27 protein-coding genes are annotated in these 26,164 nt (G+C 69.8%); 5 read left to right on the top strand and 22 right to left on the bottom strand.

The genetic code is table 11. The features are described 5' to 3' along the window. Positions 1 to 2: 2 nt before the first annotated feature. From RSA25_RS02940 to dusA, 3 genes are all read right to left on the bottom strand, one after another. Complete coding sequence (locus RSA25_RS02940; protein WP_228884579.1) at positions 3 to 686, bottom strand: response regulator transcription factor; 684 nt, start codon at positions 684 to 686, stop codon at positions 3 to 5. 72 nt (positions 687 to 758) lie between these two features. Further along, entirely contained in the window at positions 759 to 1,127 is a 369-nt protein-coding gene (locus RSA25_RS02945) for a hypothetical protein (protein ID WP_332807421.1), read from the bottom strand. 212 nt (positions 1,128 to 1,339) lie between these two features. Then, positions 1,340 to 2,356 (bottom strand): tRNA dihydrouridine(20/20a) synthase DusA, encoded by a 1,017-nt coding sequence (dusA, locus tag RSA25_RS02950; RefSeq protein WP_332807422.1) that lies wholly within the window; start codon positions 2,354 to 2,356, stop codon positions 1,340 to 1,342. A gap of 165 nt (positions 2,357 to 2,521) precedes the next feature. Between dusA and RSA25_RS02955 the strand changes: the two genes are divergently transcribed. Then, entirely contained in the window at positions 2,522 to 3,478 is a 957-nt protein-coding gene (locus RSA25_RS02955; protein ID WP_332807423.1) for a cation transporter, read from the top strand. A gap of 16 nt (positions 3,479 to 3,494) precedes the next feature. Here the strand turns inward: RSA25_RS02955 and RSA25_RS02960 are convergent, their stop codons facing one another. Further along, positions 3,495 to 3,959: a hypothetical protein gene (locus RSA25_RS02960; RefSeq protein WP_332807424.1), complete on the bottom strand. Its 465-nt coding sequence runs from the start codon at positions 3,957 to 3,959 to the stop codon at positions 3,495 to 3,497. Next, a complete protein-coding gene (locus RSA25_RS02965; protein WP_332807425.1) occupies positions 3,956 to 4,786 on the bottom strand; it encodes an AraC family transcriptional regulator in 831 nt (276 codons plus the stop codon). The genes RSA25_RS02960 and RSA25_RS02965 overlap by 4 nt, the downstream gene beginning before the upstream one ends. Before the next feature lie 111 nt (positions 4,787 to 4,897). On the opposite strand from RSA25_RS02965, the gene RSA25_RS02970 reads away from it, so the two are divergent. Further along, a complete protein-coding gene (locus tag RSA25_RS02970) occupies positions 4,898 to 5,323 on the top strand; it encodes an organic hydroperoxide resistance protein (RefSeq protein ID WP_332807426.1) in 426 nt (141 codons plus the stop codon). A gap of 392 nt (positions 5,324 to 5,715) precedes the next feature. Here RSA25_RS02970 and mmsB read toward each other — a convergent pair whose 3' ends face one another. The 5 genes from mmsB to RSA25_RS02995 are packed head-to-tail and all read right to left on the bottom strand — an operon-like array spanning position 5,716 to position 11,253. After that, a complete protein-coding gene (gene mmsB, locus RSA25_RS02975; RefSeq protein WP_332807427.1) occupies positions 5,716 to 6,606 on the bottom strand; it encodes a 3-hydroxyisobutyrate dehydrogenase in 891 nt (296 codons plus the stop codon). Beyond that, entirely contained in the window at positions 6,603 to 7,778 is a 1,176-nt protein-coding gene (locus tag RSA25_RS02980) for an enoyl-CoA hydratase/isomerase family protein (RefSeq protein ID WP_332807428.1), read from the bottom strand. Before RSA25_RS02980 ends, mmsB begins: the two co-directional genes overlap by 4 nt. Then, a complete protein-coding gene (locus RSA25_RS02985) occupies positions 7,775 to 8,572 on the bottom strand; it encodes an enoyl-CoA hydratase (RefSeq protein ID WP_332807429.1) in 798 nt (265 codons plus the stop codon). Before RSA25_RS02985 ends, RSA25_RS02980 begins: the two co-directional genes overlap by 4 nt. Continuing rightward, positions 8,569 to 9,735 (bottom strand): acyl-CoA dehydrogenase family protein, encoded by a 1,167-nt coding sequence (locus RSA25_RS02990; RefSeq protein ID WP_332807430.1) that lies wholly within the window; start codon positions 9,733 to 9,735, stop codon positions 8,569 to 8,571. Before RSA25_RS02990 ends, RSA25_RS02985 begins: the two co-directional genes overlap by 4 nt. Before the next feature lie 12 nt (positions 9,736 to 9,747). Then, positions 9,748 to 11,253, bottom strand: coding sequence for a CoA-acylating methylmalonate-semialdehyde dehydrogenase (locus tag RSA25_RS02995; protein WP_332807431.1), 1,506 nt, complete (start codon positions 11,251 to 11,253; stop codon positions 9,748 to 9,750). An 84-nt stretch (positions 11,254 to 11,337) separates the two neighbouring features. On the opposite strand from RSA25_RS02995, the gene RSA25_RS03000 reads away from it, so the two are divergent. Then, entirely contained in the window at positions 11,338 to 12,735 is a 1,398-nt protein-coding gene (locus RSA25_RS03000) for a short-chain fatty acyl-CoA regulator family protein (protein WP_332807432.1), read from the top strand. An 8-nt stretch (positions 12,736 to 12,743) separates the two neighbouring features. Here RSA25_RS03000 and RSA25_RS03005 read toward each other — a convergent pair whose 3' ends face one another. The 12 genes from RSA25_RS03005 to RSA25_RS03060 form a co-directional block, all read right to left on the bottom strand. After that, positions 12,744 to 14,612 (bottom strand): RpoH suppressor, encoded by a 1,869-nt coding sequence (locus RSA25_RS03005; protein ID WP_332807433.1) that lies wholly within the window; start codon positions 14,610 to 14,612, stop codon positions 12,744 to 12,746. Positions 14,613 to 14,823: 211 nt separating this feature from the next. After that, on the bottom strand, positions 14,824 to 15,360 hold the full coding sequence (locus RSA25_RS03010) for a lipocalin family protein (RefSeq protein ID WP_332807434.1): 537 nt from the start codon (positions 15,358 to 15,360) through the stop codon (positions 14,824 to 14,826). Positions 15,361 to 15,388: 28 nt separating this feature from the next. Further along, positions 15,389 to 16,462: a cyclopropane-fatty-acyl-phospholipid synthase family protein gene (locus tag RSA25_RS03015; RefSeq protein WP_332807435.1), complete on the bottom strand. Its 1,074-nt coding sequence runs from the start codon at positions 16,460 to 16,462 to the stop codon at positions 15,389 to 15,391. Further along, on the bottom strand, positions 16,459 to 17,256 hold the full coding sequence (locus RSA25_RS03020; RefSeq protein WP_332807436.1) for a DUF1295 domain-containing protein: 798 nt from the start codon (positions 17,254 to 17,256) through the stop codon (positions 16,459 to 16,461). The genes RSA25_RS03015 and RSA25_RS03020 overlap by 4 nt, the downstream gene beginning before the upstream one ends. Beyond that, positions 17,253 to 17,810: a DUF2878 domain-containing protein gene (locus RSA25_RS03025; RefSeq protein ID WP_332807437.1), complete on the bottom strand. Its 558-nt coding sequence runs from the start codon at positions 17,808 to 17,810 to the stop codon at positions 17,253 to 17,255. Before RSA25_RS03025 ends, RSA25_RS03020 begins: the two co-directional genes overlap by 4 nt. Before the next feature lie 2 nt (positions 17,811 to 17,812). Beyond that, positions 17,813 to 19,069, bottom strand: coding sequence for a cyclopropane-fatty-acyl-phospholipid synthase family protein (locus RSA25_RS03030; protein ID WP_332807438.1), 1,257 nt, complete (start codon positions 19,067 to 19,069; stop codon positions 17,813 to 17,815). Then, the gene (locus RSA25_RS03035; protein WP_332807439.1) at positions 19,066 to 19,833 is read right to left on the bottom strand and encodes a DUF1365 domain-containing protein; all 768 of its coding nucleotides are present in this window, start codon (positions 19,831 to 19,833) and stop codon (positions 19,066 to 19,068) included. Before RSA25_RS03035 ends, RSA25_RS03030 begins: the two co-directional genes overlap by 4 nt. Further along, positions 19,830 to 21,110 (bottom strand): FAD-dependent oxidoreductase, encoded by a 1,281-nt coding sequence (locus tag RSA25_RS03040; RefSeq protein WP_332807440.1) that lies wholly within the window; start codon positions 21,108 to 21,110, stop codon positions 19,830 to 19,832. Before RSA25_RS03040 ends, RSA25_RS03035 begins: the two co-directional genes overlap by 4 nt. 1 nt (position 21,111) lies before the next feature. Beyond that, complete coding sequence (locus tag RSA25_RS03045) at positions 21,112 to 22,020, bottom strand: acyl-CoA desaturase (RefSeq protein ID WP_332807441.1); 909 nt, start codon at positions 22,018 to 22,020, stop codon at positions 21,112 to 21,114. A 131-nt stretch (positions 22,021 to 22,151) separates the two neighbouring features. Beyond that, complete coding sequence (locus tag RSA25_RS03050) at positions 22,152 to 22,937, bottom strand: anti-sigma factor (protein ID WP_332807442.1); 786 nt, start codon at positions 22,935 to 22,937, stop codon at positions 22,152 to 22,154. Beyond that, the gene (locus RSA25_RS03055) at positions 22,934 to 23,503 is read right to left on the bottom strand and encodes a sigma-70 family RNA polymerase sigma factor (RefSeq protein WP_332807443.1); all 570 of its coding nucleotides are present in this window, start codon (positions 23,501 to 23,503) and stop codon (positions 22,934 to 22,936) included. The genes RSA25_RS03050 and RSA25_RS03055 overlap by 4 nt, the downstream gene beginning before the upstream one ends. Positions 23,504 to 23,585: 82 nt before the next feature. Next, a complete protein-coding gene (locus RSA25_RS03060) occupies positions 23,586 to 24,362 on the bottom strand; it encodes a hypothetical protein (protein WP_332807444.1) in 777 nt (258 codons plus the stop codon). 148 nt (positions 24,363 to 24,510) lie between these two features. On the opposite strand from RSA25_RS03060, the gene pnuC reads away from it, so the two are divergent. Then, complete coding sequence (gene pnuC, locus RSA25_RS03065) at positions 24,511 to 25,092, top strand: nicotinamide riboside transporter PnuC (RefSeq protein WP_332807445.1); 582 nt, start codon at positions 24,511 to 24,513, stop codon at positions 25,090 to 25,092. Next, positions 25,085 to 26,149, top strand: coding sequence for an AAA family ATPase (locus RSA25_RS03070; RefSeq protein ID WP_332807446.1), 1,065 nt, complete (start codon positions 25,085 to 25,087; stop codon positions 26,147 to 26,149). The genes pnuC and RSA25_RS03070 overlap by 8 nt, the downstream gene beginning before the upstream one ends. Positions 26,150 to 26,164: the final 15 nt, after the last annotated feature.

Consider the following 26,164-nt stretch of genomic DNA (forward strand, 5'->3'; position numbering starts at 1 on the left):
GCTCAGCCTTCGTTGCGCGGGATCGCGAAACGGTAGCCGCGGCCACGCACGGTTTCGATCGGCTTCAGTTCGCCGTCGGCATCGAGCTTCTTGCGCAGGCGGCCGATGAACACTTCCAGCACGTTGGAGTCGCGATCGAAATCCTGCTGGTAGATATGCTCGGTGAGGTCGGCCTTGGAGACCAGTTCACCGGCATGCATCATCAGGTATTCGAGCACCTTGTACTCGTAGCTGGTGAGGTCCACGTTGCTGCCGGCCACGCTCACGGTCTGCGCGGCGAGGTCCAGCGCGACCGGGCCGCACTCCAGGGTGGGCTTGCTCCAGCCAGCGGCACGGCGCAGCAGCGCATTGACGCGCGCCAGCAGTTCTTCCACGTGGAAGGGCTTGACCAGGTAATCGTCGGCGCCCTGCTTGAGCCCTTCGACCTTGTCCTGCCAGCTCGAGCGCGCGGTGAGGATCAGCACCGGGAATTTCTTGCCCTCGTCGCGCAGGGCCTTGATCAGTTCCATGCCCGACATCTTGGGCAGGCCCAGATCGATGATGCCCACGTCGAACGGCACTTCGCGGCCCATGTACAGCCCTTCCTCACCGTCCTGCGCAGCGTCGACGGCAAAACCTTCGCGCTTGAGCCGGGCGGCCAGGGTTTCCCGCAGCGGGGCTTCGTCTTCGACCAGAAGGATACGCATGAACTCTCCCTAGTGTCCTGGGTATGGCCGGGGGCCAGTGGAATACGGTTTATGACGGACAACTATCCCTGTTCAGGGGTTATCGCCGCGTAGTGAAGACATATCCGATCGCGGTGCGCGGGGCTGTGAACGTGCCGGCGCGGGATCGTCCATGTAGCGGACCCGGCCCCGGTCGTCCATGTACTTGACCCGGTTGATGTCGCGGCCGTCGTAGGGCACCCGCTCGGCCCCCAGGATGTGGCCCCCGGTGGTGCGCTGGACGCGGCGGACCGCATCGGACAGCGAACGCTCCGGCGGTGCCCCGCGCGAGGCACGGATCATCTCGCCACGCGCCTGCTCCGGGAGGGGCGCCTGCGCCGAGGCACTGCCGATCGAGGCAGCGGCGCCCGTCGCCAGCAGGGCGAGGACGACAAGACGGCGTTGGCAGGTCACGGAGAGCATCGGTTTGATCCTAGCGGAGCGCGGCTAAACGTTCAAAATTTGTAAATCCGGAACCGCCAGCCGAGGCAGGCGATTTACGAATCCTTAGCGAATTCTTGGTTTTACGCAGTGAATCCGGTCTGAACTTTTCCGCTTGCCCCTTTGCGCCGTTCATCTAAGTGAACATTGGCGTCTAAAGTGGGCGCCTTGTCAAGCCGACAAGGTGATGCGCCTCACGCAGCGACGCGATCGGCCTGGGCGCGGGTGACCGCCAGCGCCGCCTCGATCAGCGCCCAGTCGGCGCCGGGACGGTGTGCGCCTTCGCTCAGCACTTGGCGGAAGGCACGGCCGCCGGGCTGGCCGTGGAACAGGCCCAGCAGGTGGCGGGTGATGTGCTTGAGGGCCAGGCCGCGCTCCAGCTGCGCCTCGATGTACGGGCGCATGGCGCGCAGCAGCGCCTCGCGTGGCTGCACGGCCGCACCGGTCTGGACTGCCTCCAGCTGATGCAGCACATAGGGGTCGTGATAGGCCGCGCGGCCCAGCATCACGCCGTCCAGCGCCGGCAGCTGCGCCTGCGCCGCCTCCACCGTGGCCAGGCCACCGTTGAGCACGATCTGCAGCGCCGGGCGGTCGGCCTTGAGGCGGTGCGCCCAGTCATAGCGCAGCGGCGGCACTTCGCGGTTTTCCTTCGGCGAGAGCCCCTTCAACCAGGCATTGCGGGCGTGCACGATGAACATCGCGATGCCGGCGTTGGCCGATTGATCGACGAAGTTGACGAAGGTTTCGTAGTCGTTGTCTTCATCCACGCCCAGCCGGCACTTCACCGTGACCGGGATGTCCACCGCCGCCACCATGGCCGCCACGCACTCGGCCACCAGCGCCGGTTCGCGCATCAGGCAGGCGCCGAAGCGCCCGGCCTGGACCCGGTCGGAGGGGCAGCCGCAATTGAGGTTGACCTCGTCGTAGCCCCAGTCCTGGGCGATGCGCGCCGCCTGCGCCAGCAGCGCCGGGTCGCTGCCGCCCAGCTGCAGGGCCAGCGGATGCTCGCTGCCGTCGAAGCCGAGCAGGCGCTCGCGGTCGCCGTGGATCACCGCGTTGGCGTGCACCATCTCGGTGTACAGCCGCGCACCCGGCGCCAGCAACCGGTGAAAATACCGGCAATGGCGGTCGGTCCAGTCCATCATGGGGGCGACGGACAGACGCAGGGAGGCGGCGTAACGCGCGGCGGCGTCGGGGCTGGGCAGGGTCATCGGGACGGAGCGTCGGATATTGCTGGCATTGCCAGCGCAATCAATAGTTTACCTGCTTGGAATGAACGCTGCCCGAGGGGTGCCGTGCGCGCCCGGCCGTGGCCCCTGCTGCCCAGGACCGGCGCGACAGGGGACAATGCCCGATTCCGCCCCGCCAGATGCCCGATGCCATCGCCCCGCCCCCGCCGGTTCGACCCCACCACCGAACAGGGCGTGCTGCGCCTGTCCATCGCCGCCTCGCTGGCGATGGCGGCCGCGGCGGTGGTGTTCGGCTTCCTGGCCAACTCCTCGCTGATCATCTTCGACGGCATCTACGGGCTGATCGACGTGGTGATGACCTGGCTGTCGCTGCTGGTGGTGCGCCTGATCAGCCAGTCCACCCACGTGGACACCCTGCAGTCGCGCTTGAACCAGCGCTTCACCATGGGGTTCTGGCACCTGGAGCCGATCGTGCTGGGCGTGAGCGGCACGCTGATGATCGGCGCGGCGCTGTATGCGGCGGTCAATGCGGTGGACGCGCTGATGTCCGGCGGGCGCGATATCGCGCTGGGGCCGGCGATCCTGTTCGCGGCACTGACCATCGTGGCCGAGATCGGGCTGGCGCTGTTCATCCGCCGGGTCAACCGCCGCATCGGCTCGGAGTTCATCGCGCTGGACGGCAAGAACTGGGTGGTCTCGGCGAGCATGTCGGCGGCCTACCTGGTGGCCTTCGGCGGCGGCTGGCTGCTGGGCGGGACGCCGTGGGCCTGGCTGGTGCCCTACATCGATCCGGCGATCCTGCTGGTGGTCTGCCTGTTCGTGATGGTGGCGCCGCTGGGCACGGTGCGCCAGGCGCTGGCCGACATCCTGCTGCTGACCCCGCCGGACCTGCAGGCGCACGTGGATGCCGTGGCGCGCGACATCGTGGCCCGCCATGGCTTCCTGGAATACCGCAGCTACGTGGCCAAGGTCGGGCGCGGCGAGCAGATCGAGCTGTTCTTCGTGGTGCGCGCCGACGACCCGCCACGGGCGCTGCTGGAATGGGACCGCCTGCGCGATGAGATCGGCGAGGCGCTGGGCGAGGAGTCACCGGACCGCTGGCTGACGATCATGTTCACCACCGATCGCGAGTGGGCGATTTGAGTGCGACCGCAACGCCTCAGCGGTGGCCGGCGATCCAGAACAGCGAGCGGCCTTCATCGGCGACCAGCCGCGCCAGCAGCTCGGTGAACGAGCCGGCGATGCGGGTGCTGGCGTCGGCGGTGGGATAGCAGTCCCAGTAGGCGTCGTAGCACGTGCCGAAGGTGGGGCCCTCGGCCAGGCAGATCGCGATCGTCTGGTCGCCGCAGGTGGCGATGACGTACCAGTGCGCCGAGAGCGGCTCGTCGATGTCTTCGCCGACCACATGCTCGTCGGCGCGTTGCAGGTTGTCGGCGGCGGCCAGGGTGAAGCCGTACTCGGCATCGGGATACAGGGTGACCGCGCCGAACCGGGCATGGAACGCGGCCAGGTCGGCAGGCAGCGTGCGCGGGCGGGTGCCCGGCACCGTTGGCAGGGGCGTATAGATGGCCTGCGCCATGAGCTGTTCGATGGCGGCAGCGGCGGTAGCGTCGGCGATGCTCATGCGCCCACCCGTTCCTGCTTCCATTGCCGCGGCGAATGCCCGGTCTGGGCCTTGAACGCGCGCGACAGGGCCGCTTCGCTGCCGTACCCCACATCGATGGCGATGCGCTTGAGCGGCTGGCCCTTGCGCAGTGCCTGCTGCACCAGCCGCGTGCGCCAGCCCTGCAGGTACTGGCCGGGCGTGCTGCCGATGGTGTCGCGGAAGCTGTCGGCAAACGCGCTGCGCGACATGCCGGCGCGCTGCGCCAGCGAGGCCAGGGTCCATTCCTGGGCCGGCGTTTCGTGCATGGCCACCAGCGCATGGCGCAGGCGCGGGTGGGCCATGCCGGCCAGCAGGCCGACGCGCAACTGGCCGTTCTCCATCAGCGCGCGCAGGATCTGGATCACCACCACCTCGAACAACCGGTCCAGCAGCGCCTGGCGGCCGCAGCGCTGGCTGAAGGCTTCTTCGAACAGCACCGCGAGGATCGGCTGGCCGCCGTAGAGTTCGTCCAGCGGCAGGCAGATCACCGCCGGCAGCGCCTCGGCCACCGGGTTGTTGCCGGCGCCTTCGAACTGCAGGTGCGCGCAGGCGAAATCGGCACCGCGCCCGGGATCGGTGACGAAGCGGTGGGCCAGCGGCCGCGGGTAGAGCAGCACGCTGGGCCGGTCGATCTGCAGCACGCTGCCGTCGGCGTGCTCGACGCGGACCTGGCCCTCGCGGATCAGGTGCAATTGGCCGCGCCCGGCATCGGCGGCGAGGTCGTTGATGCCGCACAGCGGGCCGGCATGGAAGACCTCGGCGGTGACCGCAAAGCGACTGAGCAGGGATTGCAGGCGATCGACCATTTCGGACGCTCGATCAAGTTTGATAGACGAAATGTAACCCAAACGACCGCCATCCGGGTCAAAGTACACCTGCCATCCGGCTTTCCCCCGATCACTCCCCAGGAGATTCCCATGTCCATCGAAAAGGTTCTGTACACCGCCACCGCCACCGCTACCGGCGGCCGTGAAGGCCACGCCACCTCCTCCGACAAGGTGCTGGACGTGCAGCTGTCGACCCCGCGCGAGCTGGGCGGCGCCGGCGGCCCGGGCACCAATCCGGAACAGCTGTTCGCCGCGGGCTACTCGGCCTGTTTCCTGGGCGCGCTGAAGTTCGTGGCCGGCCAGGCCAAGGTTGCGCTGCCGGCCGAAACGGCGATCACCGGCAAGGTGGGCATCGGCCAGATCCCGACCGGCTTCGGCATCGAAGTGGCGCTGGAGATCAGCGTGCCGGGCCTGCCGCGCGAGCAGGTGGAAGACCTGGTGCAGAAGGCGCACATCGTGTGCCCGTACTCCAATGCGACCCGCGGCAACATCGATGTGACGCTGACGGTGGTCTGACGCGCGAGGCGTGCCGGCCGAGGGTCGGCTGCCACGTGATGAAAAAAATGGGCGGCTGCCTGGCTGGATAGCTTGGCAACCGCCCATCCCACCGCGGTGGATCCTGTGGGCATGCCCACGGGATGCGTCTGGTGTGGGGGCAACGACCAATGGTTGTTGCCTGCCTGGTCTTGTCCGGGTTTGTGGGGTTGCCGGCCAGCGGCCGGCGGCGCTCCGCCGGGTTTGGGTTTGAGGGGTTGCCGGCCAGCGGCCGGCACTACCTGGCGGGTTTGGGTTTGTGGGGTTGCCGGCCAGCGGCCGGCACTACCTGGCGGGTTTGGGTTTGTGAGGTTGCCGGCCAGCGGCCGGCACTACCTGTTGTTTTTCGTTTGCGATTAGGCCGGCGGTGCCGGTTATTTTTCGTTTGCGATGAGCTGCACGACGCTGGAGAAATCCAGCTTGCCGCGGCCGGCCTGGTGGTTCATCGAATACAGGTTGCGGGCCAGCTCGCCCAGCGGGATGGAGGCACCGACATTCATCGCCGCTTCCACGGCCAGGCCCATGTCCTTGAGCATCAGGTCGCTGCCGAAGCCGCCGCTGTAACCACGCGAGGCGGGCGCGTTTTCCAGGACGCCCGGCCACGGGTTGCACACTTCGGTGGCCCAGCTGCGGCCGGTGCTGACCGCCATCATCTGCGACAGCACCGCCGGGTCCAGGCCGTGGGCCACGCCGAGGGCGATCGATTCGCCGGTGACGGCCATGATCACGCCCAGGGCCATGTTGTTGCAGAGCTTGGCCACCTGGCCGGCACCGCTGGCGCCGACGTGGAAGATGTTCTTGCCCATGGCCTGCAGGATCGGCCGGGCGCGCTCGAGCGCGTCGGCTTCGCCACCGACGATGAAGGTAAGGGTGCCGGCCTGCGCGCCGGCGGTGCCGCCGGAGACCGGTGCGTCGAGCATCTGCAGGCCGCGTGCGGCGGCGGCTTCGGCCACCTTGCGCGCGCTGGCCGGGGCGATGGTGCTGCAGTCGATCAGCAACGCGCCGCCGGGAATGTCGCCCAGCAGGCCGTCATCGCCCAGGTACACGCCTTCCACGTGGCGGCTGGCGGGCAGCATCGAGATCACGATCTCGGCGTCGGTGAGGGTATCCAGCGCGGAATGCGCGGCGCTGGCACCGGCATCGACGGCGGCCTGCACGGCGGCCGGCACCAGGTCGAACACGCGCACGGCATGGCCGGCCTTGGCCAGGTTGGCGGCCATCGGGCCCCCCATGTTGCCCAACCCGATGAATGCAATACGGCTCATGCGTGGCTCCTTTCAGGGACGGTGGTACCGAGGTCGGCCAGCGGATGCGCGGCGTCCGACCACGGCGAGACGAAGAAGGTCTGGGCCCATTCGGCAGTGGCGTCAGCCAGCGTACGCGGCTGCCACTGCGGGTTGCGGTCCTTGTCGATCAGCAGCGCGCGGATGCCTTCGGCGAAGTCGCCGTGCGCGGCCGCGTGCAGGGCGGCGATGTATTCGATGCGGTAGACCTCGGCCAGCGAGGCGCCGGCGGCCCGCCGCTGCAGCTCGAAGGCTAGCCGGGCCGAGCCGGGCGCACCGGCGGCCAGGGTGGCCTGGGCGCCCTGCAACCACGGGTCGTCGGTCTGCAGCGCGGTGATGGCCGCCACGATGGCCGGCACGTCATCGCCCACGCACAGCGCGTCGATGGCGGCCGCATTGCGCAGCAGCGGGCCGGTGGCCGCATCGCTGGCGTGCTGCTGCAACAGCGCATCGAGCTGGTCGTGATTGCGGCGGGCGTCGTCGCTCCAATGCACCTCGGTGAGCGCATTGAAGACGGCCTCGCGCTGCGCTTCGGCGATGTGGATGTCGGCCAGGCCGGCATAGATCGCATCGCCCGCATTGAGCGCTGCGCCGGTCAACGCCAGGAACAGGCCGCCCTTGCCCGGCACGCGCGGCAGCAGGTAGCTGCCGCCCACATCGGGGAACAGGCCGACCGTGATTTCCGGGAAGGCCAGCTTGGAGCGCTCGCTGACCACCCGATGGCTGGCGCCGGACATCAGCCCGATGCCGCCGCCCATCACGATGCCATGGCCCCAGCACAGGATCGGCTTGGGGTAGGTGTGGATGGCGTAGTCCACGCGGTATTCGACGTCGAAGAATTCGGCGGCGTAGGCGTTGTCGCGGATGTCGGTCTTCTGCGCCTCGCGATGCTCGACCATGCTGCGGTACAGGCTGTGCAGGTCGCCACCGGCGCAGAAGGCCTTCTCGCCTGCGCCCTGCAGCACCACCATCGCGATGCCGTCATCGGCTGCCCAGGCCTCCAGCCGCTCGCGCAGCAGGTGCGCCATCGGCAGCGAGAAACCGTTGAGGGTGCGCGGTGCGTTGAGCGTGGCGATGCCGATGCGGGTGCCGTTGGCGGCAGCGCGCGTTTCGAACAGGACCGGGGCCTCGTCGTGGGCGGCGACCTCGCTCATGCGTTGGTCCACTGCGCGCTGCGCTTTTCCAGGAAGGCGTTGACGCCCTCGGCCTGGTCGGCACTGTCGAACAGATCCACGAAGGCTTCACGCTCGGCCACCAGCGCCGAGGCGTGGCTGCCGCTGCGGGTGGCCTGCACCAGCGTCTTGCAGGCGGCAATGCTGGTGGGGCTCTGCTTGCCGGCCTTGTGCGCCCACGCCAGGGCCAGTGCCTTGGCTTCGCCCTTGCCGACTTTCTCCTCGGCCAGGCCGATGCGCACGGCGGTGTCGGCGTCGATGCGCTCGCCCAGCAGGATCATGCGCTTGGCCCAGCCCTCGCCGACCAGGCGCGGCAGGTTCTGGGTGCCACCGGCGCACGGCAGCAGGCCCACGGTGGCCTCCGGCAGCGCGACCTGGGCGTGTTCTTCGATGATGCGCAGGTCGCAGGCCAGCGCGCATTCCAGGCCGCCGCCCATGGCATAGCCGTTGATGGCGGCGATGGAGACGCCACGGAACGCCGACAGCGCTTCGAAGGCTTCGCCGAAGCGGCGTGCCGCTTCACGCGCGGCGGCCTTGTCGCCGGAGGCGAACTGCTTGAGGTCGGCACCGGCGGAGAAGAACTTCTCGCCACCGCCGGTGATCACCAGCGCGTAGATGCCTTTGTCTGCGTTGAGCGCGCCCACCAGGTCGCGCAGCGCCGACAGGCTGTGCACGGTCCAGGTATGCGCCGGCGGGTTGTCCAGGGTCACCACGGCCACGTGGCCATCGGCCTCCACGGCCAGGCCGGTGTGTGCATGCGTGCGCCAATCCATCATCGCAGTTCTTCCTCGGTGTTGAGCAGGTGGCGTGCCACGATCACCCGCATGATTTCGTTGGTGCCTTCCAGGATCTGGTGCACGCGCGAGTCGCGCAGCAGGCGTTCGATGGGGTACTCGCGGATGTAGCCGTAGCCGCCATGCAGCTGCAGCGCATCGTTGCAGATGTTGAAGCCGGCATCGGTGGCGAACCGCTTGGCCATCGCGCACCACACGTTGGCATCGCTGGCGCCGGCATCGAGCTTGCGCGCGGCGGTGTGCACCATCTGCCGGGCGGCGACCAGCTGGGTGACCATGTCGGCCAGCTTGAACTGCAGCGCCTGGAACTCGGCCAGCGCCTTGCCGAACTGGCGGCGCTCGCCCATGTAGCGGCGTGCGGCATCCAGCGCGCCCTGGGCGGCACCCAGCGAGCAGGCGGCGATGTTGATGCGGCCGCCGTCCAGGCCTTTCATCGCCAGCTTGAAGCCGCTGCCTTCCTCGCCGAGCAGGTGGCTGACCGGCACGCGGACGTTCTCGAAGGTGATGCCGCGGGTGGGCTGGCTGTTCCAGCCCATCTTCTCTTCCTTGCGGCCATAGCTGATGCCGGGCAGGTCGGCCGGCACCGCGATGGCGCTGATGCCGCCGGCGCCGGGGCCACCGGTCCGGGCCATCACCACCAGCAGCTCGGTGGCACCGGCGCCGGAAATGAAGGCCTTGGCGCCGTTGAGCACGTAATCATCGCCATCGCGCGCGGCGGTGGTCTTCAGCGAGGCCGCGTCCGAGCCGGCGCCCGGTTCGGTCAGGCAATAGGAGGCCAGCTTGCTGCCCGAGGACAGGTCGGTGCCCCAGGCGGCGCGCAGGCTTTCCTGGCCCCACTTGGCCACCATCCACGAGGCCATGTTGTGGATGCTGACGTAGGCCGCGGTGGACGGGTCCACGTTGGCGAGCTCCTCGATGACGACGGCGGCGTCCAGACGGCTCAAGCCGCTGCCGCCGACCTCGGGGTCCATGTACAGGCCACAGAACCCGAGTTCCCCGGCCTTGGCGATCGCCTCGCGCGGAAAGATGCCCTCCGCATCCCATCGCGCGGCGTGCGGCGCCAGTTCGGCCTGGGCGAAGTCACGCGCCGCCTCTCGATAGGCCTGCTGCGCTTCGTCGAGTTCCGTCGTCATCGAGTGGCTCATGGTCGAACTCCGTTACTTCAGGCTGATCGTGGTGTTGACGCCGTGGCCCAGCGTCTCGTCATCGAACCAGCGCGAGGTGATCGTCTTGGTCTGGGTGTAGAACATCACCACCTGCTTGCCGTACGGGCCCAGGTCGCCGAGCTTGGAGGCACGCGAACCGGTGAAGGAGAACAGCGGCACCGGCACCGGGATCGGGACGTTGATGCCCACCTGGCCCACGTCGATGTCTTCCTGGAACTTGCGGGCGGCCGCACCGGACTGGGTGAACAGCGCGGTGCCGTTGCCGTTGGGGTTGGCGTTGATCAGCGCGATGGCGTCTTCCAGGGTGTCGGCCTCCAGGATCACCAGCACCGGCCCGAAGATTTCCTCGTCGTAGATGCGCATGCCCGGGGTGACGCCATCGAAGATTGTGGGGCCCACGAAGTTGCCCTTCTCGAAGCCATCCACCTGCGGGTTGCGGCCGTCCAGCACGAGCTTGGCGCCCTGCTCCACGCCCGAGGCGATCAGCGCTTCGACACGCTCGCGCGCGGCGCAGGAAATCACCGGACCGACGTCGGTGCCGGCAACGCTGCCGCCACTGACCTTCAGCGTTTTCGCCTTGGCCACCAGGTCCGGCACCCACGCGCGCGCCTCGCCCACCAGCACCAGCGTGGAGGCGGCCATGCAGCGCTGCCCGGCCGCACCGAAGGCGGCGCCGACCATGGCGTTGAGGCTCTGTTCCTTGTTGGCGTCCGGCAGCACCACGGCGTGGTTCTTGGCGCCCATCATGCACTGCACGCGCTTGCCGGCCAGCGAGGCACGGTTGTACACATGGGTGCCGACGCGGGTGGAGCCCACGAACGACACGGCCTTGATGTCCGGGTGGTCGCAGATGGCGTTGACCACGTCTTCGCCACCGTGCACGACGTTGAGCACGCCCTTGGGAATACCGGCTTCCAGCGCCAGTTCGACCAGGCGCATGGTGACCATCGGGTCCTGCTCGGATGGCTTGAGGATGAAGGTGTTGCCGGTGGCGATGGCCATCGGGAACATCCACAGCGGGATCATCGCCGGGAAGTTGAACGGCGTGATGCCCGCGCACACGCCGAGCGGCTGCAGCAGGGTGTAGGTGTCCACGCCGTTGGCCACGTTGTTGGCCAGCTCGCCCAGCTGCAGGTTGCCGATGGCGGCGGCGTGCTCGACCACCTCCAGGCCACGGAACACATCGCCTTCGGCGTCGGGCACGGTCTTGCCCTGCTCGGCCGACAGGATGTGGGCCAGCTCGCCCATGTTCTCGCGGATCAGCTGCTGGTATTTGAGGAAGATGCGCGCGCGGGTGCCGATCGGGGTCTTGCGCCAGGTCTTGAAGGCTTCCTTGGCGGCGGCCACGGCGGCGTCCACTTCGTCCATGGTGGCGAACGGCACCTGGGCCAGCACGTCCTGGGTGGCCGGGTTGACCACGTTCTGCCACTGCGAGGAGGCCGATTCGACGAACTGGCCGTCGATCAACATACGGATACGGGGCGCTGCAACAGTCATGGACAATCCCGACGGGTCGAAAGTTGTTGGCATTATTCACAGCCGCCGACTCGATTTCCGGCCTGAAGACGCTTAATCTGGCCAATGCCCGCCACGATTTTTGTTAATTCTGTGAATAGCCAGCTCCCTCATCGCCAGATCGGCCTGCGCCTGCTGAAGCTGCGCGAGCAGCACGGCTACAGCCAGGTCGAGCTGGCCCGGGCGCTGGGGCTGTCGGCCAGCTACCTGAACCAGATCGAGCGCAACAAGCGGCCGTTGACCCCGGCCGTGCAGCAGAAGCTGCGCGCGGTGCTGGGCGATGTGTCCGGGCTGTTCGAGGTGGATGAGCCCGGCGCGTTGCAGGAGGCGCTGGGGCAGACCCTGCGCGACCTGGGCCTGGACGATGTGAGCGGCACCGATCTGCGCGCGATGGCAGGCAACCTGCCGCAGGTGAGCCGCGCCCTGCTCGACCTGCATCGCCGTCACCTGGTGCTGCGCGAGCACGCCGCCGCGCTGGAGTTCCAGCTGGGCGACGTGCACGCCGGGCAGGCGCTGCCGGCCGGCGACCAGGTGCGCGACTTCTTCAACCGCATGCACAACCACCTGCCCGAGCTGGACGACCTGGCCGAGCAGCTGTTCGGCGAATGGGGGCTGGTGGCCGGGCACGTGGCGCCGCGGCTGCGCCAGTTGCTGGCCGACCGCCACGGCGTGCTGGTGGAGGTGGGGCCGCTGCAGGCCGGGCGCGAGAAGCGCGTATACGACGGCGGCAGCCGCACGCTGTGGCTGCCCGACTACCTGGAAGCGGGCCAGCAGGCGTTCCAGATGGCGGCCGAACTGGCGCTGCTGGGCTATGCGGCGCAGATCGATGCGGTGATCGCGCGCGCCGGCTTCCGCGAGGCCGAGCAGGTGGCCCAGGCACGGATCGGCATGTCCAACTACTTCGCCGGTGCGCTGGTGATGCCGTACGCGCAGTTCCTGCGGGCCGCCGAACAGGCCAGCTATGACATCGACGCGCTGGCGCACCGGTTCGGGGTGGGCTTCGAGGCGGTCTGCCACCGGTTGAGCACGCTGGCGCGGCGCAGTGCGCCCGGGTTGCCGTTCTTCTTCATCCGCGTGGACCGCGCGGGCAATGTGTCCAAGCGGCATTCGGCCACCGACTTCCATTTCTCGCAGGTGGGCGGCTCGTGCCCGCTGTGGATCGTGTACGAGGCCTTCAACCAGCCCGGGCGGGTGTTGACCCAGACCGCGCGGATGCCCGACGGGCGCCGCCATTTCTGGCTGGCACGGCAGGTGAGCAGTGGGCCGGTGGGGCACGGGCAGCCGCGCAAGACCTTTGCCGTCGCGCTGGGCTGCGACCTGCAGCATGCCGAGCGATTGATCTACACGCGGGGCCTGGACATCCAGAGCCCGGGCAACTCGGTGTCCATCGGCCCCGGCTGCCGCGTGTGCCCGCGCGAGGACTGCATGCAGCGCGCGTTCGCGCCGCTGCCGGGGCGCGGCTAGCGCCGGCGTCAGTAGATCGGGGTGACCTTCATCTGCGGCAGCGGGCGCGGGGCACCGTCGGTGAGGTCGGGGCCGAGGTCGTCCCAGCTTTCGCCCTGGTCCACCAGCGCGCGCCACAGGCGCTGCGACTCGCGCCGCTTGTCCTCCGAGGCCAGCCGGTAGGAAGGGGGAGGCGGATCGCCGGTGGCCACGCTCTGGTAGGCATCGGCCCAGGCCGCCACGCGCTGGCCGGGATCGTCGGTGCGGGCGATCTCCAGGGTGTAGCGCTGGTAGGCCGAGGCCAGGTTGCGCCAGCGGATCCAGTAATGGTTGTGGAAAGAGAAACTGCAGAAGCGCTCGCCGGCCACGCTGCCCTTGGCCGCGATGCGGCTGAGGACGGCCTGCGGCATGTCCAGGTTCATGCCGCCCTCGTCGCCCTGCAGCGCCACGTGCACGATGCGGTCGCGGTAGCCGGGCGCGCGCGCCTGCAGCACGTCGCGCCAGTTCTGCATGGTGGAAACGATGGAGAACAGGAAGCCGGACATCTCCGCCGCGGCCAGCGGCCGGGCGATGGCGTGATAGCTGCGCTGCCAGCCCTGCCGGTTCTCGCTGGGCAGGAACACGGCGTGGTCGATCTGCGCCTGGCCGGCCGCCTCGTCGGTGGCGAGCACGCTGATGGCATCGGCCTGGCGCGGATACACCAGGTTGATGCCGAAGGTGGGCCAGCGCGGCAACGCCGCATCGAACAGGTGGATGGGGAAATTGCTGCTGATGCCGCCATCGGAGAACCAGCACACGCGGAAGGCGGTGATCTGCGAGGCGCCCTGCTGCCCGGCGCTGGTCAGCCCTTCCATGCTGTCGGCCACGTGCGGGTTGGCCGGCGCGGCCGAGGCCTCGGCCGGCGTGTCGCCGCGGCGCTCGCGACGGGCCGGCTCGTGCAGGGGCACGGCGCTGATCAGCAGGGGGAAGCTCAGGCTCATGCGCGTGGCCACCAGCACCGGCAACTGCTCGCCATCGACCAGGCGGTAGTAGTCGCGCCCGTCGACGTGGTCCGGGGTGCCCGCGCGGGCGACCAGCCAGGCCACCACGCTGGCCGGGAACAGCTGCTCGAACTCCTCGCGCAGGAACCAGAACTGCGCTCCACTGAAGGGCAGCGTGCGCGGCTCGGTATGCGAGATGCAGGTGGTGATCATCTGCAGGCTGATCGCCTGCGCACCGCCCGGCTCGCCGCCATAGCGCGGCGCCTGGTGCAGGTCGCCGAAGGTGAGCGGTTCCTCCAGCGGCTTGCCCGACAGCCGCTGCAACTGCTCATGCAGCCAGTCGGTGAGGGCCGGCGGCGCGTCGTCGCCCTGGCCGCGGCCGCTGCACAGGCCCAGCAGGTTGCGCCGCGCCACCCGCGCCACCCGCAGCGCCGCCGCGAGCACGCCGGCCCCATAGGCGCACAGCAGCGATGGCAGCAGCGTGGCCCACACCCCCGCCAGACCGCCGGCCAGCCAGCCGATGCCCAGCAGCCCCACCAGCGCGCCGAACACCTCCAGCGGCGCGATCGCCACCACCGCGGCCAGCAGGCAGGCCAGCTTGCGCGGCAGCCCGGACTTGCCGGTGAGCATCACCAGCAGCCGGTAGGCGGTGCGCGCGCCATAGGCCGGCTGGAACAGGCCGTAGATGAACCCGCGCGTGGACAACTGCGCCGACACCGCCGCCAACCCCGGAAAGCCGACCTGACCGCCCACCGGCTGGCCGCTGTAGCGGCGGCGGTCGCCCAGCGCGGCGGCGGCAGCCACCGCCGCGGCAATGGCCCCGGCCGAGGTGCCGCCGATGTTCTTGAAACGGTACTGGCGGGCCAGCGACAACACCGCGTTGGGATACACGATGCCGCTGGTGATACCGCCCTTCATGACCAGATCGCAGTATTTGTCCGCCACGTCGCGCCCTCTGTCGGTCGTCCGCGCGCCCTGCCCGCGCATGCCCCCGTCCGTGGGCCGTGACTGCCTCCGTGCCGTTGCAGTGTGGCCCCCGCCGCGGTCCGCCCGATGACGGTGCCGCGTTGACGGGCCAGGCGGACAGTATCGCCGACGGGCTTCTCAGGGCCTGAGACCCCCGTCGCCTTCAGCGCGTGCCGGCGGCCGACTGCGGCACGCGCCGCACCTGGGACAGGTCGTAGCCCAGGGCGGCGAGGCGGGTCATCGCCTTCTGGTAATCGGCCTCGGACAGGGACGGGCTGCGCGACATCAGCCACATGTAGTCGCGCTTGCTGCGCCCGACGATGGTCTGCTGGTAGTCCGGGTCCAGGTAGACGATCACGTACTCGGCCTTGATCGGCCAGATGAACTGCATGCCCCATTCGGCGCCGTTGGTGCCCGGCTTGACCGTGCCGATGGGATGCATGGTCTTGATGGGCGCATCGAAGCTGCCCTTGCGATAGCGGAAGGTGGTCTGGATGCGGCCGTCCGGGCGCAGTGCGTAAGACTCCACCGCATCGAAGGCCTCGCGCTCGGGCCGGCTGGGAATGTGGGCGATCACGTACCAGTCGCCCATGAAGCGCGGTACATCCACCTTGGCCACCGGGGGGATCGGACGTGCATTGCCGCCGCAGCCGAGCATCAGGCTGGCCAGCAGCAGCGGAACGAGAGTGCGGACGGACATGGCAGGCTCCTCATGGCGGGCGGGACGATCACGGACGGGCGAACAGGTAATGAGCCACCTGCCATTGCTGGCCATTCTGGTAGCCGAACAGCTCGGCGCAGGCCATCCAGAACATGCGCCAGCGCTGCGCCCACAAGGCCGCCGACGGGGCGCCGTAGCACTGGCGCATGAGCTCGAGCACCGCGTCACGATGCTGGTCCTGGTTGGCCAGCCAGTGGTTGGCGGTGCGCTGGTAGTGGGTGCCATCGAGCAGCCAGCGCTGCTGCAGCTGCAGGTGCTGCTGGAAGCACAGCAGGGTGTCGGCGGCGGGCATCAGGCCACCGGTGAAGAAGTGGCGGCCCATCCAGTTGTCCTCGCCCTCGGTCTCGAAGGGGTACATCAGCGTGCGGTGCACGAAGATGTGCACGAACAGCTTGCCCTGCGGGCGCAGCCAGCCGTGGATGCGCTGCAGCAGCTGCTGGTAGTTGCGCATGTGTTCGAACATCTCGATCGACACGCAACGGTCGAACGTGCCGGCATCGAGCACCAGGTGGTTGGCATCGCGGGTGAGCACGGTGACGTTGTGCAGCCCGCGCAGCCGGCACTGCGCCTGGATGTGCTCGCGCTGGCTGTTGGAGTTGGACACCGCGGTGATGTGCGCGTTGGGGTAGTGCTCGGCCATCCACAGGGTGAGCGAGCCCCAGCCGCAGCCCAGCTCGAGGATGTGCTGGCCATCGGCAAGCTCGGCACGCGCGCCGTACAGCGCCAGCATGGCCTCCTCGGCCTGGTCCAGGGTCTCGCTGCCGGTGGGGTAATAGCAGCTGCTGTACTTCAGGCGCTTGCCCAGGCAAAGCTCGAAGAAGCGCGCCGGCACTTCGTAGTGCTGGCGGTTGGCGGCATCCACGTGCAGGGCCACGGCGCTGCGCGACAACGCGGCGATGCGCTCGGCGTAGCGCCGGGACTGTGCCTGCTGGCCACCGGCCAGCTCTTCGTGCAGGCGTTGCTGGCACTGGCGGCGGATGCCCAGGCGCAGCAGCGGGTCGGGCAGCATGCCGCGCTCGGCCAGGCCGGTCAGGCCCGTGGCGAAGTCGGGCTCGGGCAGGTAGTCACTGGCGGCATTCACGGGGAAGGCTCCTTGGGGGGATGCGGGTTGCGGGAAGGGAACCAGGGGAACAGCATCGGCGTGCTGCGCTGGTAGTCGCGGTAATCCTCGCCACGGGTGCGCAGCGCCTGTGCCTCGGTGAACGGAATGCCGCTCACCCAGCGCAGGAAGACATACATCACCACCGGGCCGGACCAGGCCAGCCACCACAGCGGCGAGTGCACCGCCAGCAGCACGTAGGTGAACCAGTGCAGCCACTCGAAGAAGTAGTTGGGATGGCGCGAGTAACGCCACAGGCCCTGCCGGCAGGTCTTGCCCTTGTTGGCCGGATCGGCGCGGAAGCGCGCCAGCTGGCGGTCGGCAAGGGCTTCACCGCCCACACTGAGCAGCCACACCGCCACCGCCGCGACCATCCAGCCCAGGCTGTCCTGGCGCGGGGCGTGCGCGACCGCCACGAACGGCAGCGCGAACAGCACGATCAGCAGCGCCTGGAACTGGAAGAAGCCGAAGATCTTGCCCTGGTGGCCCTGCCAGTGCGCGCGCAGGTGCTGGTAACGCCCGTCTTCGGGCTCGCTGCGCACGCGATGCCACAGATGCAGCGCCAGCCGCGACCCCCATAATCCGCCGAGGACCGCCAGTGCGATGCGCGGGGCGGCCGCGCCGCTGCCGAGCAGCGCCAGCAGCAGCGCCGAGGCGCCCACGCCCTTGGCCCAGAGCACGTCGACCACGCCGATGTTCTGGTGGCGGCGCTGCCACCACCAGCCCCCGCTCATGATCACCGCCGCGTACAGCCACACCCACCACAACAGCTTCATGCGTGTTCTCCCGAATGATCCGAGTGCGCGTGCACCTGCACGGCCTGCCAGTGCCGCGCGCATGCCGCCAGCAGCGGCAACGCCATCGCCCAGCCCACGCCGAGCAGCAGCACGCCCTGCCAGCGCGGCTCGGCAAAGGTCACCGCCGACCAGCCGCGCGCGGCGGACAGGTAGGCCAGTGGCGCCAGCAGCAAGCCCACCAGGGCGGCCACGCGCAGGTGCCGTTGCAGCACGGCCATGGACACCGTCAGGGTCATCGCAAACGCCGCCCACAGTGCCAGGATCCACACCGGCGCCAGCCAGCCGGGCGTGTTGCCGGCGGCGTAGTGCACCGCGCCCGAGGCGGCGGCCACCCCATCCACCAGCAGCCCGCACGATACCGCCACGCCCAGCAGCCGCAGCTCCACGCCCGGCTGCGGCGACCACGCCAGCTGGCTGCCCACGTAGACCGCCGCCGCCAGCAGTGCGGGCCAGCGCAGGTCGTGGCCGGCGCCGATCACCGCGCACAGCCAGACCAGCTGGTTGCCGATCACGTTGGCCCAGAAGCGCAGCATCGTCAGGTGCCCGCGTCCGCGCCGGGCGGGCGATACCCCGGCCGCGCCATCAGCAGGTGCGAGACGCCGATGGAGCGCTCCAGGAAGCCACCCTCGCAGTAGGCCAGGTAGAAGGTCCACATGCGGATGAAACGCTCGTCGAAGCCCTGCGCACGCACCGCCGGCAACTGCGCCAGGAAGCGTTCCCGCCAGGCGCGCAGGGTGCGCGCATAGGAATGGCCGAAGTCGTGCTGGCCCACCAGCTGCAGGTCGCTGCTGCGGGTCTTGGCGGCGATGATCGCGTTGATGGAGGGGATGAAGCTGCCGGGAAACACGAAGCGCTTGATGTAATCCACGCTGCGCCGCGCCTGCTCGTAGCGCTGGTCTTCGATGGTGATCGCCTGCAGCAGGGCCAGCCCGTCCGGCTTGAGCAGGCGGGTGAGCGTGGCGAAGTAGGTGTCCAGGTACTGCGCGCCGATCGCCTCGATCATCTCGATGGAGACCAGCTTGTCGTACTGGCCCTCCAGGTCGCGGTAATCCTTGAGCAGCAGCGTCACCTTGTCCTGCAGGCCGGCCGCTTCCACCCGCGCCTTGGCCAGGGTGTACTGCTCCACCGAGATGGTGGTGGTGGTGACGTGGCAGCCGATCTCGCCGGCCGCATACAGGGCGAAACCGCCCCAGCCGGTACCGATCTCCACCACGTGGTCGCCGGCACGCAGCTGCAGCTGCTCGCAGATGCGCGCCAGCTTGCGCCGCGAGGCGGCCTCCAGCGTATCGGTCGGGTCGGCATACAACGCCGAGGAGTACATCAGGTCCGGCGACAGGAACAGGGAGAAGAACGGGTTGCCCAGGTCGTAGTGGGCGGCGATGTTGCGGCGGCTGCCTTCGCGCGTGTTGCGGCGCAGCCGGTTCCAGCCCTGCAGCAGCCAGCCGCCGAGGCGTGCCACGCCGCGCTCCATGCCATCGAGCAGGTCGCGGTTGCGCACCAGCAGCTGCACCAGGCCGACCAGGTCGCTGCAGCGCCAGTCGCCGCGGATGAAGGCCTCGCCGGCGCCGACGCTGCCTTGCGCCGCCACCGCGCGATAGAACGCCGGGTCATCCACCCAGACGGTCACCCGCAGCGCGGCGGTGGGATCGCCCAGCAGCACGTCGCCGGCGGCATCGCGCAGCTGCAGGCAGCCGTCGTGCAGCGGTGCCAGCTGGGCCAGCAGGCGCGTGCGCAGGAAGCGCTCCAGTGCGCTGGGCATCGGCAGGGCGATCGGCCGGGTCATGTCGTTCATGGGCGTTTTCCAGCAAGCGAAGGGTGGTCGTGGACGGGATTGCGCTTGAGCCACAGGCGCAGCGCCTGCCAGTGGATGGCGGCCACCACCTGCAGGGTCATCAGCGGGAACCGCAGCAGCACCCCGGCCAGGCCGGGGCCGGTGATCGGGTGCCGCTGCAGGACCAGGTCCGCATCGAACTGGCGGGTGCCGTCGCGCCAGACCTGCATGTGCACGTGCAGGTCTTCGCCCGGGGCGGTGAAACGCCAGCGGTAGCGGCAGTCCATCGGCATGAACGGGGAGACGTGGAACTGCTTGTCGAACTCCCAGGCCAGGGCGCGCCCGCTGGCATCGGCGGCGGCCACCGGCAGCACGTAGGCGTGGCGCTCCTTCCACGGGGTGTTGGTGATCTCGGCCACGATGCAGTCCAGCGTGCGGCCATCGGCGGCATAGCAGTAGTAGAAGCTGACCGGGTTGAACGCATGGCCGGCGTAACGCAGGTGGGTGAGCAGGCGGATCGGGCCCTGCGGGGCGCGGCCCAGCGCGGCGGTGATGCGCGCGCGCACCGCGTCGGCCAGCGGTTGGGCGGGGTCGCCGAGGTAATCGCTGCGGCGGAACTCGGCCAGGTTGCGGCGGCCCACCGACCACAGCCAGCGGCGCTGGAACACGGTGTCCAGCTCGTCCAGGTCCAGCAGCAGCTGCGCCACCGGGTAGCCGAAGGCATGCGGCTGCGGCGCGTGCCGGCGGTGGCGCATGCGGCCGCGGTAGAGCGCGCTGGCGGTCATGCCGGCTGCGCCTGCGCCAACGGCCAGTAGGCATCGGCATCCAGTGCCTGCAACGCATCCACCACGCGCCGCGCGCTGCGGATGCCGTCCTCGTGGAAGCCCCAGCCCCAGTACGCGCCGGCAAACCAGGTGCGGCGGCGGCCCTGGATCTCGGCCCAGCGCTGCTGCGCGCGCACCATCGCATGGTCGTGCACGGGATGGGCGTACTGCAGGCGGCGCAGCACCTTGTCCGGGTCGATCGCATCGGTGCGGTTCAAGGTGACCACCAGCGGCGTGGGCGTGTCGATGCCCTGCAGCTGGTTCATCAGGTAGCTCACCGTGCACGGTGCCTGCGGATTGGCCGGCACGTGCGCGTTCCATGCCGCCCAGGCCTTGCGGTTGCGCGGCAGCAGGCTGGCATCGGTGTGCAGCACCACCTCGTTGGGCTGGTAGCGGATCGCCCCGAGCACGCTGCGCTCGGTGGGGTCGGCATCGGAGAGCAGCGCCAGCGCCTGGTCGCTGTGGCAGGCCAGCACCATCTGGTCGAAACCCTCCAGGCCGGCGGCGCTGTGCACGCGCACGCCGTGTTCGTGGCGCTCGACGCCGAACACGCGGCAATCCAGCCGCTCACGCACCTGCCAGCGGCGGCGCATCGCCTCGATGTAGCGGGCCGACCCGCCCTGCACGACCCGCCACGGCGCGCGCCCGCTCACCTGCAGCATCTGGTGGTTGGCCATGAACTGCACCAGGTAGCGCGCCGGAAACGCGCCCAGGCTGGCCGTGGGCGAGGACCACAGGGCCGAGGCCATGGGCAGGAGGTGCTCGTCGATGAAGGTGCGGCCATAGTGGCCAGCGGCCAGGTAGTCGCCCAGTGAAGGGCCTTCGTCCTCGCCCTGCAGCAGCGTCGGCGCCTCGCGGTAGAAGCGGCGCAGGTCGGCCAGCATGCCCCAGAAACGCGGCGACACCAGGTTGCGGCGCTGGCAGAACAGCCCGTCCAGCGAGGTGGCGTTGTACTCGCGGCCGCTGCGCTCGCTGTGCACCGAGAAGCTCATGGTGGTGGGCTGGGAGGCCACGTTGAGTTCGTCGAACAGCGCGGTGAGCAGCGGGTAGTGCAGCGGGTTGAACACGATGAAGCCGGTGTCCACCGCGTGGCTGGCCCCGTCCACCTGCACCTGGTGGGTGTGGGTGTGGCCGCCGAGGTAGTCGTTGGCCTCGAAGAGGGTCACCTCGTGCTGCTGGCCCAGCCACCAGGCGCTGGCCAGGCCGGCGATGCCCGATCCGATCACGGCGATGCGCATGTCAGTGCTCCGCCTTGGCCAGCACCCAGGCCGGCACGGGTTTGAGGTCGCGCACCAGGCGCAGGGCCGCCATCAGGCGCAGGCCGTACCAGGTCACGTCGATTTCCCACCAGTAGAAGCCCTGGCGCGCGGTGCCCGGGAAGAAGTGGTGGTTGTTGTGCCAGCCTTCGCCAAAGGTGAGCAGCGCCAGCCACAGGTTGTTGCGGCTGTCATCGCCGGTGGCGAAGCGTTGCCGGCCGAAGCGGTGCGCCAGCGAGTTGATGGTGACCGTGGCATGGAACAGCACCACGGTGGAGATGAAGAAGCCCCACACCAGCATCTGCCCGCCGCTGGTGCCCCAGGCGGGGACCAGGCGTTCGAGCAGCGCACCGAGCCCGAACAGCGCGGCCGCCAGCACGATCGGCACGAGGGTGTCGAAGCGGTCCAGCCAGCGCAGCTCGGGGAATCGGGCCAGGTCCGGGATGCGCGCCCAGTCGGTGCGGAAACCGTCGGTGGTCAGGAACCAGCCCATGTGGCTCCACCAGAACCCATGCACACCCGGCGAATGCGGATCGGCGGCGGTATCGGTGTGGCGATGGTGGTTGCGGTGGTGCGCGGCCCACCACAACGGCCCGCGCTGCACGCTGGACGCGCCGATCAGCGCGAACACGAACTGCACCACGCGCGAGGTGCGGAAGGTGCGGTGCGCGAAATAGCGGTGGTAGAAGGCGGTGATGGCGAACATGCGCACCGCATACAGCGCCACCGCCACGCCCACCGCCACCCAGGACACGCCCACCCAGATCACCGCCAGGCAGGCCAGGTGCATGGCCGCGAACGGAATCGCCCGCAGCCAGTCCACGCGCTGGCCCGCCTCGTCGGCGACCGGGGCCTGGGCACCGGTGTCGAACCAGCGCCACACGGTGGCCATCAGGCCACGTCGGGCGGTGCGGGGGGGGGCAGTGGCGGGTCCGGCCGACATATCGCGCATCTCCTGGCGTTCTTGTCAGGAGATACGGGATGCGGGCCGTTCCGGATGCACGGATCCGGAAAAAAAAACGCTTACAGGGTGGCGATGTCGCCCTTGGCGATGATCGGGCCGGTCGGAATGCCCTGCGGCGCGCCGCTGGACGGTTCCAGCGTGATGGCCAGCACAGAACCATTCACCAGGGCCTCACGCAGCGCGTCGGGCACGGTCACGGTGTGGGCGCGGTTGATGGAGACCAGGCCCAGGGAGCGCGGCGCGCCGCCGGACGGGATCAGCCACAGCTCGGGCGCGCGCCCGGCCGCATCGGCGGCGGCCGGCACCGGCACCATCAGCACCTTGCCCTGCGCCTTGTCCACCGAGGCCAGCCAACCGGGCGTGCCATCGTCGTGCAGCAGCGGGGTGACCGGCTTGGTCGCCTGCTCGGGCTCGGTCGGCGTCGGCGGGGCGATCGGGGTGACCGCCACCGGCGGGGCGACCGGCGCCACCGGCTCCAGCTCGCGCCGGCTGAACACTGCCACCAGCGCCACCACGGCCGCCAGCGCGGTCATGCCCTGCCAGAACCCGGTGCGCTGCCACGCACGCGGCGTGGCCGTGCCCACCGAGGGCCAGCCCAGCGAGGTGCGGATGCGCGGCCACAGGTGGGCCGGCACCGGTTCGCTGCCCAGCGAGGCCAGCAAGGGCGCCAGGCGGTTCTCCCATTGGTTCACCAGCCGGGCAAAGCCGGGGTCGCTGGCGATGCGCTGCTCGGCCTCGCGGCGCTGGGCGGCATCAAGCACGCCCAGCACGTATTCGCCGGCCAGGATGTCGGCGCTGGGCGGCTGGCCGTCGTCTTGCAGATCGTGGAGGTCGCGGATGTTCATCGTTCCAGGCACACCCGCAGTTGCCCCAGGCCGCGGCGGATCCAGCTTTTCACCGAGCCCAGCGGCGAGCCGATCCGGCGCGCCAGTTCCTCATAACTGGCCCCGTCCAGGAAGGCCAGGCGGATCAGCGAACGGCGGCGCGGCTCCAGGGTGTCCAAGCAGTCGTCCAGGCGCTCGCGGTCGGAGGCCTGTTCGGCCACCTGGCCAGGTTGCGGGGCGAAATCGGCGATCTCCTCGGCCACGGCGATGTCCTCCAGCGGCCGCGGCGGGGCGGCGCGCAGGCGGTCGATCGCGCGGTTGCGGGCGGCCATCGACAACCAGGTCATGGCCGAAGCCTTGCCGCGATCGAACTGCGCGGCCTTGTGCCAGACGGTAGTGAAGACGTCCTGCAGCACCTCTTCGGCGTCGCCGCGATCGCGCAGCACATGCAGGCAGATCGCGAACAGGCGCCCGGAGGCCAGCTGGTAGACCGCCTCGAAGGCCTGCCGGTCGCCCGTGGCGACCTGCTCAAGCAGCGCGTCCAGACGCCGTGCGGCGCCGGGGTCGGCAGGGTCCAGCTCAGGCATCGCAGGCTCAACGTCGGCAAGGAGACAGCCCGCATCGTCGTCGCTGCGCGCGCCCGGTGCAAGGGGGCGCGGCCGTTGGCCTTCATCCGGCGCATGCGGCCACCAGGGGTTGCTGGCGCGCGCCGAGCAGGTCGGCACTGCTGGCCGGCGTGGGCGCATCGGGGAATTCGATCCGCACCTGCGGATAGCGCCCGCGCTCGTCACGCACGTTGCCGGTGCCGGTGAACTGCAGCAGGCGCGGGCTCTGCCGGGCATAGACCAGGGTCACCGCCGGCACCGCGAAGCCGAACCAAGCATCCAGGCGCATCTGCAGCTGCTCGGCTGGCTGGCCCTGCCAGGTCACCGCGCCACTGCGCTGCAGGCGCAGCGGCACCAGGCGCTGGCGGCTGGGCAGCAGGAACTGGAACGCCACGCTGCGCCCGGCCTGCAGGGCATCCCAATGGCCCAGCACGGCCGCGTCGAAGCCGGCATCGACCACCGCGTCCGGTGGAATGGCCAGCGCACGGCTGACCCGCGCAGCGCGCGCGTCTTCACGCACATACACCGTGCGCGTGGCGGCGCTGCCCTGCAGGCCCTCCTGATAGCCGCTGCGGGCGTCCTCGAAGGCGAAGTCCGGGGTCTGCGCGCTGCCCTGCGGGGTCATCCACTTGCGCGCGAAGGGGCGGCCGTCGGCGCAGCGGTACAGCACCAGCCGCGAGCGCGCGCTGGGCGGGCCCTGCAGCCAGTGGGTCTCGCGGTAGAGCAGGCGCCCGCTGGCCGGCGCGTAGGCGCGGCCTTCCTGGCGCAGCACCTGCTGGGCCGTCGCCGGCAGCACCGGGCACAGCAGCAGCAACAGCGAGGGTAGTAAGGATCGGCGCATGCCCGGCTCCGCGTGGGGGTCACCAGCAGATACGCAGCCAGCGGCGCGACGGATGCAGCCGCGCGGCGCCGCGTAGACTTGGCGCCCCCGTTGCCTGCTGCCCGCTGCCGATGCCCCACCCGACCCCGCCCCTGCCCGGCCCGCCGGCATGACCAGCGCGCTGGAAATCGCCGCCAACCTCACCGTGGCCGCCTCGATCCTGCTGGCCGGGCGCAACAGCGTGCATACCTGGTGGACCGGCATCATCGGCTGCACCTTGTTCGGCCTGGTCTTCTACCAGGCGCGCCTGTATGCCGACGTGGTGCTGCAGGGCGTGTTCGTGCTGACCAGCGTGATCGGCTGGTGGCAGTGGCTGCGCGGCGACCACGGCCATGCCCTGCCGATCACCCGCGTCCAGCCGCGCAGCCTGGCCTGGATGCTGCCGGCGGCGGTGCTGGCCAGCCTCGGCTACGGCCTGCTGCTGCACACCTGGACCGATGCCTTCGCCCCGTTCCTGGATTCGGCCGTGCTGGTGCTCAGCGTGGTGGCCCAGCTGCTGATGATGCGGCGCAAGCTGGATTCGTGGTGGTTCTGGCTGCTGGTCAACAGTATCGCGGTGCCGTTGTATGCCAGCCGCGGGCTGCACCTCACCGCGGTGCTGTACGCGGTGTTCTGGATCAACGCGCTGGTGTCGCTGCGGCATTGGCGGGCGCTGATGCGCGCGCAGGCGGCCGAGACCGCGCATGGCTGAGCGCTTCCGCACCGGGTTGGTGGTGGGCAAGTTCAGCCCGTTGCACCGGGGCCACCAGGCGCTGATCGACCATGCCCTGGCCCGCTGCGAGCGCGTGCTGCTGCTCAGCTGGAGCCAGCCCGAGCTGCCCGGCTGCGAGGCGGCCCGGCGCGAGGCGTGGCTGCAGGCGCTGTACCCGCAGGTGGACCGGCTGGTGCTGGATGCGGCGCGGCTGGCGGCGCTGTGCGCCCAGCGCGGCGTGCCGATGCGGCCGCTGCCGGACAACGGCGATGACGACGCCAGCCAGCGCGCGTTCGTGGCCTGGGTGTGCAGCACGCTGTGGCAGTGCCGGGTGGATGCGGTGTTCACCAGCGAGGCCTACGGCGATGGCTTTGCCGATGCCCTCGCCGCGCACTTCAGTGCGCAGGCCGGCACGTCGTGGCCGGTGGCCCACGTGTGCCTGGACCTGGCCCGCCGCACCGTGCCGGTGTCGGGCACGGCCGTGCGGCGTGATCCGCATGCGCAGCGCGCCCACCTCGACCCGCGCGTGTACGCTGATTTCGTCGGCCGCATCGGCCTGCTCGGCGGTGAATCCAGCGGCAAGACCACGCTCGCCGCCGCCCTGGCCGGGCGGCTGCAAACAACATGGGCCGCCGAGTTCGGCCGTGAGCACTGGGAGGCGCGCGGTGGCGCGCTCGGCTACGACGACCTGCTGCACATCGCCCAGGTGCAGGTGCGGCGCGAGGACACACTGGCCGCGCAGGCCCACCGGTGGCTGGTCTGCGATACCACGCCGCTGACCACGCTGTTGTACTGCAATGCGATGTTCGACCGCGCCGAGCCAGCGCTGCACGTGCTGGCGCAGCGCCGCTACACGCACCTGTTCCTGTGCGCGCCGGATTTCCCGTTCGTACAGGATGGCACCCGCCGCGACGATGCCTTCCGCCAGGCGCAGCACCGGGCGTATCGACAGGCACTGGCGGCACGCGCGATGCCGTTTACGGCGGTGTCCGGCACGCTGGAACAGCGCATGGCACAGGTGCTGGCCGTGCTCGGTGACCACGCTGGGCATGGTTGACGCGTGCCGGCGAAG

Origin of the sequence: Stenotrophomonas sp., from assembly GCF_036662295.1 — a bacterium.
Taxonomy (GTDB): Bacteria; Pseudomonadota; Gammaproteobacteria; order Xanthomonadales; family Xanthomonadaceae; genus Stenotrophomonas.

Excerpts from the sequence above, each read along its gene's own strand:
- RSA25_RS03040 (WP_332807440.1), bottom strand. The coding sequence starts at position 21,110 with ATGCGCATCGCCGTGATCGGATCGGGCATCGCCGGCCTGGCCAGCGCC.
- RSA25_RS02955 (WP_332807423.1), top strand. The coding sequence starts at position 2,522 with ATGCCATCGCCCCGCCCCCGCCGGTTCGACCCCACCACCGAACAGGGC.
- RSA25_RS03005 (WP_332807433.1), bottom strand. The coding sequence starts at position 14,612 with ATGAAGGGCGGTATCACCAGCGGCATCGTGTATCCCAACGCGGTGTTG.
- RSA25_RS03000 (WP_332807432.1), top strand. The coding sequence starts at position 11,338 with ATGCCCGCCACGATTTTTGTTAATTCTGTGAATAGCCAGCTCCCTCAT.
- RSA25_RS03060 (WP_332807444.1), bottom strand. The coding sequence starts at position 24,362 with ATGCGCCGATCCTTACTACCCTCGCTGTTGCTGCTGCTGTGCCCGGTG.
- RSA25_RS02945 (WP_332807421.1), bottom strand. The coding sequence starts at position 1,127 with ATGCTCTCCGTGACCTGCCAACGCCGTCTTGTCGTCCTCGCCCTGCTG.
- RSA25_RS03020 (WP_332807436.1), bottom strand. The coding sequence starts at position 17,256 with ATGAAGCTGTTGTGGTGGGTGTGGCTGTACGCGGCGGTGATCATGAGC.
- RSA25_RS03010 (WP_332807434.1), bottom strand. The coding sequence starts at position 15,360 with ATGTCCGTCCGCACTCTCGTTCCGCTGCTGCTGGCCAGCCTGATGCTC.
- RSA25_RS02985 (WP_332807429.1), bottom strand. The coding sequence starts at position 8,572 with ATGATGGATTGGCGCACGCATGCACACACCGGCCTGGCCGTGGAGGCC.
- RSA25_RS02940 (WP_228884579.1), bottom strand. The coding sequence starts at position 686 with ATGCGTATCCTTCTGGTCGAAGACGAAGCCCCGCTGCGGGAAACCCTG.
- RSA25_RS03025 (WP_332807437.1), bottom strand. The coding sequence starts at position 17,810 with ATGCTGCGCTTCTGGGCCAACGTGATCGGCAACCAGCTGGTCTGGCTG.
- RSA25_RS02970 (WP_332807426.1), top strand. The coding sequence starts at position 4,898 with ATGTCCATCGAAAAGGTTCTGTACACCGCCACCGCCACCGCTACCGGC.
- RSA25_RS02990 (WP_332807430.1), bottom strand. The coding sequence starts at position 9,735 with ATGAGCCACTCGATGACGACGGAACTCGACGAAGCGCAGCAGGCCTAT.
- RSA25_RS02965 (WP_332807425.1), bottom strand. The coding sequence starts at position 4,786 with ATGGTCGATCGCCTGCAATCCCTGCTCAGTCGCTTTGCGGTCACCGCC.
- RSA25_RS03055 (WP_332807443.1), bottom strand. The coding sequence starts at position 23,503 with ATGCCTGAGCTGGACCCTGCCGACCCCGGCGCCGCACGGCGTCTGGAC.
- dusA (WP_332807422.1), bottom strand. The coding sequence starts at position 2,356 with ATGACCCTGCCCAGCCCCGACGCCGCCGCGCGTTACGCCGCCTCCCTG.
- RSA25_RS02980 (WP_332807428.1), bottom strand. The coding sequence starts at position 7,778 with ATGAGCGAGGTCGCCGCCCACGACGAGGCCCCGGTCCTGTTCGAAACG.
- pnuC (WP_332807445.1), top strand. The coding sequence starts at position 24,511 with ATGACCAGCGCGCTGGAAATCGCCGCCAACCTCACCGTGGCCGCCTCG.
- RSA25_RS02960 (WP_332807424.1), bottom strand. The coding sequence starts at position 3,959 with ATGAGCATCGCCGACGCTACCGCCGCTGCCGCCATCGAACAGCTCATG.
- RSA25_RS02995 (WP_332807431.1), bottom strand. The coding sequence starts at position 11,253 with ATGACTGTTGCAGCGCCCCGTATCCGTATGTTGATCGACGGCCAGTTC.
- RSA25_RS03035 (WP_332807439.1), bottom strand. The coding sequence starts at position 19,833 with ATGACCGCCAGCGCGCTCTACCGCGGCCGCATGCGCCACCGCCGGCAC.
- RSA25_RS03030 (WP_332807438.1), bottom strand. The coding sequence starts at position 19,069 with ATGAACGACATGACCCGGCCGATCGCCCTGCCGATGCCCAGCGCACTG.
- mmsB (WP_332807427.1), bottom strand. The coding sequence starts at position 6,606 with ATGAGCCGTATTGCATTCATCGGGTTGGGCAACATGGGGGGCCCGATG.
- RSA25_RS03050 (WP_332807442.1), bottom strand. The coding sequence starts at position 22,937 with ATGAACATCCGCGACCTCCACGATCTGCAAGACGACGGCCAGCCGCCC.
- RSA25_RS03070 (WP_332807446.1), top strand. The coding sequence starts at position 25,085 with ATGGCTGAGCGCTTCCGCACCGGGTTGGTGGTGGGCAAGTTCAGCCCG.
- RSA25_RS03045 (WP_332807441.1), bottom strand. The coding sequence starts at position 22,020 with ATGGCCACCGTGTGGCGCTGGTTCGACACCGGTGCCCAGGCCCCGGTC.